General features: G+C 71.2%; 14 protein-coding genes. 9 read left to right on the plus strand and 5 right to left on the minus strand.

All coding sequences use genetic code 11. From position 1 onward, the window contains the following. Positions 1–103: 103 nt before the first annotated feature. A complete protein-coding gene (locus ACP6CK_RS25365; RefSeq protein ID WP_426956111.1) occupies positions 104–775 on the minus strand; it encodes a class I SAM-dependent methyltransferase in 672 nt (223 codons plus the stop codon). Between the two features lie 202 nt (positions 776–977). Beyond that, positions 978–1,805 carry a S49 family peptidase gene (locus ACP6CK_RS25370; protein WP_426956112.1) on the minus strand — a complete coding sequence of 276 codons (828 nt, stop codon included), beginning with the start codon at positions 1,803–1,805 and terminating at the stop codon, positions 978–980. 55 nt (positions 1,806–1,860) lie between these two features. On the opposite strand from ACP6CK_RS25370, the gene ACP6CK_RS25375 reads away from it, so the two are divergent. The 4 genes from ACP6CK_RS25375 to ACP6CK_RS25390 are packed head-to-tail and all read left to right on the plus strand — an operon-like array spanning position 1,861 to position 4,408. After that, entirely contained in the window at positions 1,861–2,253 is a 393-nt protein-coding gene (locus ACP6CK_RS25375) for a hypothetical protein (RefSeq protein WP_426956113.1), read from the plus strand. A gap of 7 nt (positions 2,254–2,260) precedes the next feature. Then, positions 2,261–3,457: an FAD-dependent oxidoreductase gene (locus ACP6CK_RS25380; protein ID WP_426956114.1), complete on the plus strand. Its 1,197-nt coding sequence runs from the start codon at positions 2,261–2,263 to the stop codon at positions 3,455–3,457. 19 nt (positions 3,458–3,476) lie between these two features. Then, on the plus strand, positions 3,477–4,094 hold the full coding sequence (locus tag ACP6CK_RS25385; protein WP_426956115.1) for an isochorismatase family protein: 618 nt from the start codon (positions 3,477–3,479) through the stop codon (positions 4,092–4,094). Positions 4,095–4,132: 38 nt separating this feature from the next. Beyond that, positions 4,133–4,408, plus strand: coding sequence for a DUF167 domain-containing protein (locus ACP6CK_RS25390; protein ID WP_426956116.1), 276 nt, complete (start codon positions 4,133–4,135; stop codon positions 4,406–4,408). Positions 4,409–4,491: 83 nt separating this feature from the next. On the opposite strand, the gene ACP6CK_RS25395 is transcribed toward ACP6CK_RS25390, so the two are convergent. Both ACP6CK_RS25395 and ACP6CK_RS25400 read right to left on the minus strand, forming a co-directional pair. After that, on the minus strand, positions 4,492–4,995 hold the full coding sequence (locus ACP6CK_RS25395; protein ID WP_426956117.1) for a ferritin-like domain-containing protein: 504 nt from the start codon (positions 4,993–4,995) through the stop codon (positions 4,492–4,494). Between the two features lie 111 nt (positions 4,996–5,106). Continuing rightward, entirely contained in the window at positions 5,107–6,099 is a 993-nt protein-coding gene (locus ACP6CK_RS25400) for a Bug family tripartite tricarboxylate transporter substrate binding protein (RefSeq protein WP_426956118.1), read from the minus strand. Positions 6,100–6,227: 128 nt separating this feature from the next. Between ACP6CK_RS25400 and ACP6CK_RS25405 the strand changes: the two genes are divergently transcribed. The 3 genes from ACP6CK_RS25405 to ACP6CK_RS25415 are packed head-to-tail and all read left to right on the plus strand — an operon-like array spanning position 6,228 to position 10,412. After that, positions 6,228–6,974 (plus strand): maleate cis-trans isomerase family protein, encoded by a 747-nt coding sequence (locus tag ACP6CK_RS25405; RefSeq protein WP_426956119.1) that lies wholly within the window; start codon positions 6,228–6,230, stop codon positions 6,972–6,974. 47 nt (positions 6,975–7,021) lie between these two features. Next, positions 7,022–8,815, plus strand: coding sequence for a S9 family peptidase (locus ACP6CK_RS25410; RefSeq protein ID WP_426956120.1), 1,794 nt, complete (start codon positions 7,022–7,024; stop codon positions 8,813–8,815). 19 nt (positions 8,816–8,834) lie between these two features. Next, on the plus strand, positions 8,835–10,412 hold the full coding sequence (locus ACP6CK_RS25415; protein WP_426959977.1) for an ABC transporter substrate-binding protein: 1,578 nt from the start codon (positions 8,835–8,837) through the stop codon (positions 10,410–10,412). Here ACP6CK_RS25415 and ACP6CK_RS25420 read toward each other — a convergent pair whose 3' ends face one another. Further along, a complete protein-coding gene (locus tag ACP6CK_RS25420; RefSeq protein ID WP_426956121.1) occupies positions 10,413–11,360 on the minus strand; it encodes a LysR substrate-binding domain-containing protein in 948 nt (315 codons plus the stop codon). A 68-nt stretch (positions 11,361–11,428) separates the two neighbouring features. On the opposite strand from ACP6CK_RS25420, the gene ACP6CK_RS25425 reads away from it, so the two are divergent. Together ACP6CK_RS25425 and ACP6CK_RS25430 are read left to right on the plus strand one after the other, a co-directional pair. Next, on the plus strand, positions 11,429–12,172 hold the full coding sequence (locus tag ACP6CK_RS25425; RefSeq protein ID WP_426956122.1) for a TSUP family transporter: 744 nt from the start codon (positions 11,429–11,431) through the stop codon (positions 12,170–12,172). Positions 12,173–12,183: 11 nt separating this feature from the next. After that, positions 12,184–12,423, plus strand: a complete 240-nt coding sequence (locus ACP6CK_RS25430; protein ID WP_426956123.1) for a hypothetical protein — start codon at positions 12,184–12,186, stop codon at positions 12,421–12,423. Positions 12,424–12,449 lie beyond the last annotated feature (26 nt).

A 12,449-nucleotide genomic window follows, 5' to 3' on the forward strand; every position in this document is an offset into this window, starting at 1 on the left:
CGGGTCAGGGCCGTTCCCAGGGATGCCGGGCATGGGAGAACCGGCCGGCGCCATGGCCGGAGCGCATTGGCACCGACGGCCGGTCGGTCAGGAATGACGAAATCTAGCGCTTGATCCGCTTCATCAGCAGGGTCGACCGCCGCCAGACCAGGAATTCCAGTTCCTTCATGAAGCTTCGAAGAAATGGGTCCTGCTCTCCATTCATCACGCCGGGACTCGCGCTGAGACAGACGTCGCGGGTCAGGGCCATCAGATAATCGACCGTATTCCGCTGCGATGTCCCCTGATATTTGGCCTCATCCTCCGGACGGCTGGTGTGCAGGTCTTCCATGATGAAGAAACCTCCACCTTTCACGAAGGGGAGGAGGGTCTGGACGGTGAGGATCTGGTGATCCCAACGGTGCGACCCGTCGTCGATGATCACGTCGAAGGGGCCGTAGGCCTTGCCCAGGCCGGTCAGGTCGGCGGCACTGCCCTGATCCACCCGGACCAGCTTGATCCGATCGGCCAGGTGGTCGCCGAGGGTGTGCCGCTTGAGATTGATATCGGCCCCGATGATCGTCGCCCGGGTGAAATACTCCGCCCACATCCGGATGGAAGAGCCTTTGAACACGCCGACCTCCAGCACCGTGGCGGGCTCATCCCGAAGAGGGTGCAGGAAGCTTTCATAGAAATTCAGATAATCATGGATCTTCGAGGATTTGTCGGTGTCCGCCCTGCGCCCGATTTGATCGAGGGTCTCTCGCACACCAACACCCCGCTTATCACCGCTCATCGATCAATCCGGCCAAGACGGGATCGTCTACCAGAAGCGGCATGGAAAGACAGCAAGGCGGCGGACTCGCCCCGATCAACCCGCCGGACCACCGGCCGCTTCTGGGCATGCCGCCACCGTCCGTGGGGTGATGGGCGGCGGGGCGCACCACCGTGAAGGCCGGAGCCGGCCGTCCTCCCTACCGCCCGCGTCGCGTCCGACTTTAGAGCCCGAGCCTCCCCCAGACCGCCCGCGCCTCCATCGCGGAGAGCGCAGCATCCACGGACGCGGCCGGATCGAAGGAGGCCCCGGAGAGCAGGCGCCAGGGAAACCGCGGCCGGCGGGCGCCGAGCGGGACCACCCGCGCCTTCTCCCCGAAGCGTCGGATCACCTCCCCCCGCAGATCACCCAGCCCGTCCACCAAGCCCAGCTCCAGCGCCCGCCGTCCGGTCCAGAAGCGGCCGGTGAAGAGCGGCTCCTCCGCCCGCAGGCGTCCGCCACGGCGCGACTCCACCCAGGCGATGAACTCCCGGTGCAGGGCGGCCAGCAGATCCCGCAGCCGCTCCTGCTGCGCCGGATCGGGCGCCCGGAAGGGGTCGAGGAAGGACTTATCCTCCCCCGCCGTCACCAGCCGCCGCTCGACGCCCAGCCGGGCGATCGCCTCCTCGAAGCCGAAGCCCGCGGCGATGACACCGATCGAGCCGATGATGGAGGTCGGGTCCGCCACGATCTCGTCCGCCGCGCAGGCCAGCCAGTAGCCGCCGGACGCCGCCGCATCCTCCACGCAGGCGATGACGGGCACGCGCTTCTTCTCTGCCAGCTGGCGGATGCGCCCGCCGATGAGGGAGGATTGCGCCGCCGACCCGCCCGGCGAGTTCACCGCCAGCACGACCGCCGCGAGGCGCTTCAGCCCGAAGGCACGTTCCAGCACCGGGTCGAGCGCCGCGGCGGAGAGGGTGGGGCCGGCCAGCCCGTTGGCACGCGGCGCGATGACGCCCTGCAGCCGCACGACGGCCACCGCCGGCGGGCGCGAGAGAAAGGGAAGATTCATCCGCGAGATGTGCTTGCGTGCCGAGCGCGATCAAGCCATCCCGTGGGAGATGAGCGTGACGCAACGTTACCGGGCCGACCTCATGGCCCTGCTGGTCGTCCTGGCCGCGATCGCCGCCATGGTGATCTACCGCCACGTCTGGGTGGAGCCGCGGGCATGGGGCGCGCTCTGCCTCGACCTCTCCCGCGCGCCGGCGGCCTGCTACCCCCGGGCGGGTTTGCTCTGGCTGCAGCACTGGCAGCTCTGGGGCGCGGGCGCGCTGGCCCTCGGGCTCTGGTCCTTCTTCGGCGCACCGCGGGCGGTGAAGGCGGCGGCGGTGGCGCTGGGCGTGATCGCGGTGCTGAACTTCAACGCCACCTGGGGGATGGTCGGCGCCGCGCTCGGCGGCTGGGCCTGGGCGGAAGCCCTGGCCCGGCAGTCGCGGTCCCTGCCCCTGGCGCGGGGCTGATCGCGCGATGCCCGAGAGCCGCGTGATCGTGGCCGGCGCCGGCCCGGTGGGGCTGGTGGCCGCCGCCGCCCTGGCCGATGCCGGCATCCCCGTCACCGTCGTGGAGGCCGAGGCCGACCTGCCGGACGGTCTGCGCGCCTCCACCTTCCATTCCCCCACGCTCGATATGCTGGAGCGCTTCGGCGTGGTCGGCAGCCTCATCGAGCAGGGGCTGGTCTGCCCGACCTGGCAGTTCCGGGACCGGGAGAAGGGGGTGATCGCCACCTTCGACCTCTCGGTCCTCTCCGCCGACACGAACCACCCCTACCGCCTGCAATGCGAGCAATGGCGCCTGACGCGGCTGCTGCGGGACCGGTTGGCGACGAACCCGGCGGTCAGATTCCTCTACGGCCTGCGGGCGGACTCCGTGCGGCAGGACGCGGACAGCGTGACGCTGACCGCGATGGACGACCAGGATGTCGCCCACCTCATCCGCGGCCGCTTCCTGATCGGCGCGGACGGGGCGCGCAGCGCGGTGCGCAAGTCGCTGGGCATCGGCTTCGAGGGGATGACGATCCCCGAGCTCTACCTGACGCTCTCCACGCCGTTCCAGTACCAGGAGGTCATCCCGGACCTCGCGAACATCGCCTACATCTCGGACCCGCAGGAATGGTTCGTCCTGCTCCGCACGCGCTCCCTCTGGCGCCTTCTGCTGCCGACCGACGCGAACGAGCCGGAGGACCTGATGATGTCCGAGGCCCGGATCGAGCAGCGGATGCAGCAGGTCCTGCCGAAGTCCACGCCCTACGAGATCCGGCACCGCACCGCCTATCGCGTGCATGAGCGGGTCGCGGAGCGCTACGTCCAGGGACGCGTCTTCCTGGCCGGCGACGCGGCACACGTGAACAACCCGCTCGGCGGCATGGGGATGAACGGCGGCATCCACGACGCGCTGAACCTGGCGGAGAAGCTGACCGCCGTCTGGCAGGGCGCGCCCCTGGAGACGATGCGGCGCTACGAGCGCCAGCGCCGGCAGGTCGCGCTCGATGTCGTGCAGCAGCAGGCACTGCGGAACCGCCAGATCCTGAACCAGCGCGACCCCGCCGTCCGTGAGGCGCATCATGACGAGCTCCGCGCCATCGCCGCCGATCCCGAGCGGCACCGGGCTTTCCTGCTGCGGTCCTCCATGATCCAGTCGCTGCGGGACCTGGAGGCGGTCGCGTGACGACGCGCGGGGAGGGATCGTGAGCGAACTGGACATCTACGCCCGCCAGGGCCTCGGCGCCCGCGCCGGCCTCGGTGCCGCGCCGGCGCTGCTCATCGTGGACTTCGTCGTCGGCTTCGCCGATCCCGAGCACTTCGGTGGCGGCAACATCGCCCCGGCCATTGAGCAGACCCGCGCGCTCCTCGCCCATGCCCGCGCCCGCGGCTGGCCGGTGGCCTATACCCGCGTGGTCTATGCCGAGGACGGCTCGGATGCTGGCGCCTTCGCGCTGAAGGCCCCGTCCCTGCGAAAGCTGACCGAGGAGAGCCCGCTCTCCCAGGTCGTGCCCGAACTCACCCCGGCCCCCGGGGAACTGGTGGTCCGCAAGCAGCAGGCGAGCGCCTTCTTCGGCACGGGACTGGCCGCCTTCCTCGCCTTCCGCCGGGTCGACACGGTGCTCGTGACCGGCTGCACCACCTCCGGCTGCGTCCGCGCCTCGGTGGTGGACTCCGTGTCCCACAACTTCCGCACGGTGGTCGTCACGGACTGCGTGGGAGACCGCGCGATCGCCCCGCACGAGGCCAACCTCTTCGACATGGGCCAGAAATATGCCGACCTCATGTCGCGCGCCGAGGTCGAGGCCGCCTGGCCCCCCTGACCCTGCGCGACGCCGCCTGGCGCGCGGTGGGGGAGGGGGTGGAGCTCTGGATCAAGGCCCAGCCCCGGGCTCGCCGCGCCGCCCTGCTGGGCGTCGCGCCCGCCGCGGACGGACCGCGCCTGCGCCTGGCCGTGACCGAGGCGCCGGAGGATGGTCGCGCCAACCGCGCGATCTGTGCCCTGCTCGCCGGAGTCCTGGGCATCGCGCCGTCCCGCATCTCGGTGACGGCGGGCGCAACCGCGCGCGAGAAGACACTCCGCATCGCGGGAAACCCGGCCACGCTGGAGGCCGCGCTCCGGGCGATCAGCCCATAAAAAAAGCGCCGGCCTGCCCCTTTCGGGGCCGGACCGGCGCCAAGCTGCCCCTGGTGGATCGCCGGGAGCAGAAGCGGAAACGCTCAGGCCGCCATGCGGTTGACCTTGCTCTCGGCAAGCATGGTCAGCTTCTTGTCGGTCGCCTTCTCCTCGGCCAGTGTCTCCTCCAGCACGGAGGCGCAGTCGTTGCGGCCGAGCTGCCGGGCGAAGGCGATCAGCGTGCCGTAGCGCGTGATCTCGTAGTGCTCCACGGCCTGCGCGGAGGCGAGCATCGCCGCGTCCATGACCTCCTTGTCACCGGAGTCGGAGATGACCTCCTCCGCCTCGGCGATGATGCCGTCGATCGCGGGGCAGGTGACGCCCTTCACCTCCTGGCCGTGCATCTGGAACACCTTCTCCAGCCGCACGATCTGGTTGCGCGTCTCCTGAAGGTGAACCTCGAAGGACTGGCGCAGCTGCGGGTCCGTCGCCTTGGAGATCATCGTCGGCAGGGCCTTCGTGATCTTGTTCTCGGCGTAGTAGATGTCCTGGAGCATGTGGACGAACAGGTCGTCGAGCGTCTTGATCGGCTTCGAGAAGAGGCCCATGGGAACATACCTTTGTGCTGAGGGGGATGCGGGCGCGCCGCGCCTCCCTCTCAAACGCCCGCGGCGCGCGGGCGGTTGCGCGCCGTCAGGGGCCTGACACGCCGCGGCCGGTCAGTCCGCTGAAGCTCCCGTTGCCTGGATCACGGTGCGCCACTTCTCGCTCTCTTCCGCCATGTGGCGGGCGAATTCCTCCGGCGTGCCCGGCCGCGGCACGGAGCCCAGCCCGACGATCCGCGCCACCACCTCCGGCTCCCGCAGGGAGGCGACGGTCGCCTCGTTCAGCCGGGCGATGATCGGCGCCGGCACGCCAGCCGGCGTCACCACGCCGAACCAGCCGGTGGAGACGATGTCCACCCCGGCCTCTCGCAAGGTGGGCACCTCCGGGAAGGCGGGCTGCCGCTCCGTCCCGGTCACCGCCAGCGGCCGCATCATGCCCGACCGCGCCATCTCCGCGATGGCGGAGACGGACTGGAACAGCACCTGCACCCGCCCCTCGATCATGTCGGTGTTGAGCTGGCCGGAGTTGTTGTAGGGCACGTGCTGCATCCGCGCGCCCGTCACCATCCCGAACTGCGCCCCGGCCAGGTGCTGCGATGATCCCGCGCCGACCGAGCCGTAGTTGATCTGCCCCGGCCGCGCCTTCGCGTATTCCACGAACTCCGCGACCGTGCGGACCGGCAGCCCCGGCGAGACCACCATCAGGTTCGGGACGAGCGCGATAAGGGAGACCGCCGTGAAGTCCTTCTCCGGATCGAAGGGCAGGTTGCGGTAGAGCCAGCGGTTCGCGGCGTGGGAGGCGATGGAGCCGAGCCCCATCGTGTAGCCGTCCGGCGCCGACCGGGCGACGATCGTCATGCCGATGTTGGTGCCGGCCCCCGGCCGGTTGTCCACGACGAAAGGCTGGCCGAGCCGCGCCGTCAGGCGCTCGCACAGCACCCGCGACAGCACGTCCCCGGCGCCGCCTGCCGGGCCGGGGTTGATGTAGCGGACCGGCCGGTTCGGCCAGTCGCCCTGGGCGCGGCCGATGGCCGGCAGGGCGAGCAATCCGGCGGTGCCCAAAAAGGTCCGACGGGGCAGGGCGCGGCGGGGCAGGGGGTGGGTCATCGGGTGCATCCCTCGGATTTGGCGCCGCTCCAGCAAGAAGCCTGCCCGGGGGTGGGCGGGGGCACAAGCGGTTTGGGGCGCGCGCGCCGCCGTGGCAGGCTGCGCGCCGGACCGGGGAGCGCGCGACGATGCGGGATGTGCTGGGCTGGCGGGCGAAGTTCGGCGTCATGGCGCCGTCCACCAACACCGTCGTGCAGCCGGACTTCGACGACATGCGGCCGCCGGGCGTGACGAACCACATCTCCCGCATCTTCACCCCCAACGCGAGCGCGATCAGCAACGAGAGCTTCCGGGCCGGCGCCGAGGTGATCGCCGGCAACACGCTGGACGCCGTGCGCAGCGTCATGACCGCGGCGCCCGACTACCTCGTCATGGGCATGTCCGCCGTCACCTTCTTCGACGGCATCAAAGGCGCCGACCGCTTCGTGCGGGAGGTGGAGACGGAGTCCGGCCTGAAAATCTCCGTCGGCAGCCACGCCTGCGCGGAGGGGTTGCGCCGGATCGGCGGCGTCCGCCGTATCGCCGTCCTCTCCCCCTACTGGCCCGCCATGAACACCGAGGTCGCCCGTTACTTCAACGATGTCGGATTCGACGTGGTGCGGGATACCTGCCTCCGCTGTCTCTCCTGGACCGCGATCGCGGAGGTGACGGAGGCGCGGCTGCGGGAGGAGCTGCGCGCCCTAGACGGGGACGACGTGGACGCCATCGTGCAGGTCGGCACCAACCTCTCGATGGTGCGGCTGGCGGCCGCGGCGGAGCTGTGGCTCGGCAAGCCTGTGCTGGCGATCAACACCGCCACCTACTGGCACGCGCTGCGCGCCAACGGGATCAACGACCAGATGCCGGGCTTCGGCCGCCTCCTCCAGGAGTTCTGATCGGCCACCCCTTCCGCCCACTGGCGGGCGGTGCTGCGATGGCGGGAATGACCGATCCCTCCGCCCTGCTGGACCGCCTCCTCTCCGCCGCGGCCGCGACCCTTCCGAGCTACGCCGCGGACGGCCGGCTCTACTTCCTGAGCGACCCTGGCGGCTCGCTCCAGGTCTGGGAACTGCCGGCGGATGGCGGCCCGGCGCGGGCCCGCACGGCCCACCGGGACGCGGTGTCCTTCGTCGCCGGCAGCCCGGTGGACGGCAGCGCCGTCTTCGGCCGCGACCAGGCGGGGGATGAGCGCGTGCAGTTCCACGCCCTGCCGCCCGAGGGCCCCGCGCGGCCCCTGACCGCCGACCCGAAGGTGATGCACGGCTGGGGCGCCTTCTCCCCGGATGGCCGGCAGATCGCCTTCGCCGCCAACAGCCGCGATCCCGCCCACGCTGATCCCTGCGTCATGGACCTGTCCACCGGCACCACCCGCCGCCTGCGGGAGGTGCAGGGCCCGCACGAGGTCGCGGCCTGGGCGGCCGACGGTTCGCTGGCCGTGGTCTCCGCCCCCCGCGCCTTCGACAGCGACGTGATGCTCGTCTCGACCAGCAGCGGCGAGGTGCGGGCCGTGACGCCGCACGAGGGCCACTGGCGCCACGCGAACCCCCGGCCGCGCCCCGGTGGGGGCGCCTGGTTCCTGACCGACCGGGACCGGGACTATCTCGGCGCCGCCGCGATGGAGCCGGACGGGACGATCCGCCTCCTCCACGCGCCGGAGGCCGATGTGGAGAAGCTGGAACCCTCCCCGGACGGCAGCACCCTCGCGGTCACGGTGAACCTGCGCGGCTACAGCCGCCTGCGCCTGCTGGACGCCGCCTCGGGCGCCGTGCTGGCCGAGCCGGTGCACCCGCCCGGGGTCATCCAGAAGCTCACCTGGCACCCGGACGGCACGGCGGTCGCCTTCGACCTGCTGCGCCCCACCCGCCCCGGCACGATCTGGCGCTATGACCGCGGCGCGCACGAGGCGCATCTCCTGTTCGCCGCCGGCGCGGCCCCCGCCGCCATGCGGGAGTGGGAGGAGGTCGCCTTCCCCACCCATGACGGCCGTCAGATCCCCGCCTTCCTCATCCGCCCGGCCGGCCAGCCGCCGACGGGCGGATGGCCCGTCCTGATCTGGGTCCATGGCGGGCCGGAGATGCAGGCCCTGCCGAACTGGCGCCCGGACCTTCAGGCGGTGGCCGCCATGGGCATCGCCGTGCTGGTGCCGAACGTCCGCGGCTCCACTGGCTATGGCCGTGCCTATGCCGCGCTGGACGACCGGGAGCTCCGCATGGACGCGGTGCACGACGTCGCCGCCGCCCAGGCCTGGCTGGCCTCGCACCCCGGGATGAACGGCGCCCGCATCGCCGTGATGGGCCAGAGCTACGGAGGCTGGATGACGCTGATGGCCGTCACCGAATATCCGGGCCTCTGGGCCGCCGCGGTGGAGTATTACGGCATCGCCCGCTGGAAGACCTTCTTCGAACGCACCGGCCCCTGGCGCATCGCCCACCGCGCCGCCGAGTACGGTGACCCCGTTCAGGACGCCGAGCTGCTGGAACGCCTCTCCCCCCTCCACAAGGTGGACCGCATCCGCTGCCCCATGCTCGTCGCCCAGGGTCTGACCGATCCCCGCGTGCCGCCTCACGAGAGCGAGCAGATCGTCGCCGCCCTGCGGAGCCGGAACGTGCCCGTGGAGTACCTGTCCTTCCCCGATGAGGGCCACGGCTTCCTCAAGCGCGACAACAGGCGAACGGCCTACCGCGCCGTCACCGCCTTCCTGGCGCGGCACTTGCTGGAACCCCACCCATCCCTCTGAACAGCGGAGAGCGCGGATGATGCAGCGACGAACCCTTCTCGGCACGACCGCGGCGGCGGCGCTCTCGCCCGCCCTTCCCAGGCCCGCCCTGGCCCAGTCCAGCAACCGCGTCCTCCGCTTCGTGCCGGAGGGCAACCTCAACAACCCCGACCCGATCTGGACCACCACGACCGTGGCCCGCAACCACGGGCTGATGATCTGGGACATGCCTTATGCCCGGGACGACGCCTTCAACCCGCGGCCCGACATGGTGGAGGGGCACGAGCTCTCGGACGACCGGCTGACCTGGCGCTTCCGCCTGCGGGAGGGCCTCCTCTTCCATGACGGCGCCCCGGTCCGCGGCGTGGACGTCATCGCCAGCATCCGCCGCTGGGCCAAGCGCAAGCCGCTCGGCCAGAAGCTGGAGGAGCTGACGGAGGAGATGTCCTCGCCGGACGAGCGGACTTTCGTGATCCGCCTGAAGCGTCCCTTCGGCCTCATGCTCTACGCCCTGGCCGACCAGGTCTTCATCATGCCGGAGCGCATCGCGCGCACCGACGCCTTCACGCAGATCACGGAGTTCGTCGGCTCCGGCCCCTATCGCTTCGTCAGGGACGAGTGGGTCTCCGGATCCCAGGCGATCTACACGCGCTTCGAAGGCTACCGTCACCGTCCCGAGGCGCCGAGCTTCCAGGCCGGCGGCAAGGTCGTGAACTTCGACCGCGTGGAATGGAAGATCATGCCGGACGCTGCGACAGCCGCGGCGGCGCTGAACAACAACGAGGTGGACTGGGTCCAGCAGCCCCAGGTGGACCTGCTGCCGATGATGCGCCGGAACCGCGGCGTGCGCGTGGTGGTGAACGACCGCATCGGCGTGATCGGCATGGTGGCGCTGAACCACACCCAGCCGCCCTTCAACAACCAGAAGCTGCGGCAGGCGATCATCCCCGCGCTCAACCAGCTCGACTTCGTCACGGCGGCGCTGGGCGACGAGAGGGAACTCTACCACGTGCCCGCCGGCGTCTTCACGCCCGGCCTTCCCATGGCGAATGACGAGGGCATCGAGGCCCTGTCCGGCCCGCGCGATCTGGAACGCGCCCGCCGCATGGTGCGGGAGAGCGGCTACAACAACGAGCGCGTCGTGCTCATGGCCCCGACCGACTACCCCGTCACCATGGCCATCGCCCAGGTGGCGGCGGACCTGTTCAAGCGCATCGGCCTGAACGTGGAGTTCGCCAGCATGGACTGGGGCACGCTGGTCCAGCGCCGCACAAGCAAGGAGCCGATCGAGCGCGGCGGCTGGAGCGCCTTCTGCACGACCTATGAGGGGCTGACCGTCTCCGATCCCTCCACCCACGTCCCGCTGCGCGGCAACGGCCCGGGCGGCTGGTTCGGTTGGCCCACCTCTCCCCGCCTGGAAGCGCTCCGTGACCAGTGGTTCGAGGCGCCCGACCTCGACGCGCAGAAGGCCATCGCCCGCCAGATGCAGCGGATCTACTTCGAGGAGGTGCCCTATCTCGCCACGGGCCAGCACTTCATCCCCACAGCGCACCGCGCGAACGTGGTGGACATCGTGAAGGCGTCCTTCCCGATCTTCTGGGGCGTGCGGAAGACCTGATCAGGGCGCCAGGCGCGGGTCGGGCGGCGCGTCCGGCCCGCCATCCCCCCGCGCCGCCCGCAGGATCCAGCGGCGGAAGGCCGCGAAGGCCGGCTCCTCCGCCCGGCGTTCCCGATACACCAGGGACCAGCGCCCCTTCGGCACGGTGATGGCGAAGGGCGCGACCAGCCGTCCCGCCCGCAGGTCGTCATCCACATAGGGCCGCAGCCCCAGCGCCACGCCGACCCCGTCCGCCGCCGCCTGCTGCGCCTGGCCGTAATAGGCCAGCACCGGCCCGTAGCGTCGCGGCGCCTCCAGCCCCGCCGCCGCCATCCAGCGCGGCCAGTCGTCTTCCGCATGCGCCACGCGCAGCAGCGTTACGCTCTTCAGATCCGCAGGGGACCGCAGCCCCGCCGCGACCCCGGGCGCGCAGACCGGGCAGAGATCCGCGGCGATCAGCGGCTCCGCCACCAGCCCCGGCCAGTCGCCCTCGCCCAGCCGGATGCCGCAGCTCCACTCCTCCGCGAAGGGGGCGGCGGCGCCGCCCGTGGCGATCCGCACCTCCACATCGGGGGCCTCCTGCTGGAAGGCGGCGAGGCGGGGGATCAGCCAGCGGATCGCGAAGGTCGGCCCGGCGCCGACCGTCAGCACCCGCGCGCCCGTGGCCGCCACGATCCCCTCCGCCAGGGCCGCGATCTGGTCGAACAGCGGCGTCAGCCCCGCCTGGAAGCGTTGCCCCGCCGGGGTCAGCAGAAGCCGGTTCGCCGCTCGCTCGAACAGCGTCACGCCCAGCCGCTCCTCCAGCAGGTGGACCAGCCGGCTGATGGCGGCCGGCGAGACGTTCAGCTCTTTCGCCGCTGCCGCGAAGCCGCCCCCCCGCGCCGCCGCCTCGAAGGCGCGCAGGCCGTTCAGATGGGGCAGGCGACGGGCGGCCAGCATCGCTCCAGCATCAGGAAAGCTGAGGCTCACCGCAAGAACTTCCTGTTTGCTCCGCGCAACGACGGGGCGCATCAGAAGCGCACAAGGAGTTCCCGCCGATGTCGCCCGCCCTCGTTGCCGCCCTGCTCGCCGTGATGGTCGGGACGTCCCTGCTCTCCGGCATCTTCGGCATGGCGGGCGGCCTCGTGCTCGTCGGTGTCCTCCTCGCTCTCCTGCCGGTGCCGGAGGCGATGCTCCTGCACGGCGTCACCCAGATGGCCTCCAACGGCTGGCGCGCCGCCCTCTGGCGCCAGCACATCCGCTGGCGTCCCGTCCTCTTCTACGTCGCTGGATGCGCGCTCGCCTTGCTGGCCTGGAGCTTCTGGCGCTACGTACCCTCCAAGCCCGTGGCGCTGCTCCTGCTCGGCGTGACGCCCTTCCTCGTCCGGGCCTTCCCGCCGCGGCTGAAGCCCGATCCCGAACAGCCCAGCCAGGGCCTGATCTACGGCTCCGCCTGCATGACGCTCATGCTGCTCACCGGCGTCTCCGGCCCGCTGATGGACACCTACTTCCTCGGCGGCCGGCTGGAGCGGCGGGAGATCGTGGCGACCAAGGCGGCCTGCCAGATCTTCAGCCACGGGGCGAAGCTGATCTACTTCGGCGCCCTCATCGAGAACTCCGGTTATGTCGAGCCCTGGCTCGCCGCCCTCGCGATCGCCGCCTCGATGCTCGGCACCACCCTCGCGCGCCCGATCCTGGAAGCCCTGTCGGACGGGCAGTACCGTGCCTGGACCACCCGGATCATCACCGTGATCGCGCTCTACTACGTCGCGCACGGCACCTGGCTGCTGGTGCAAGGATAGAGGAGACGCCCATGCCCGAAGCCCCCGAACCGCTGCTGCTGGATCTGCTGGAATCCCTCCACGCCGGCCCGCGCCCCTATGCCGAGACGCAGGAGACCTGGCGCACCTCCTGCCCCCGCCTGCCGGTGTGGGAGGACGCGCTGGACGCCGGCTACACGCGCGGCCAGACGGGCGTGGACGGCACCGCCCTGATCGGCCTCACCGAGGCCGGGCGCGTGTTCCTGACGCGCCGCCGCGCCGGGCGGGCCTGAGCCGCGGGTGGCCCCGGGGGAGAGAA

Origin of the sequence: Muricoccus radiodurans (assembly GCF_050154705.1) — a bacterium.
GTDB classification, from domain to species: Bacteria; Pseudomonadota; Alphaproteobacteria; order Acetobacterales; family Acetobacteraceae; genus Roseomonas; species Roseomonas radiodurans.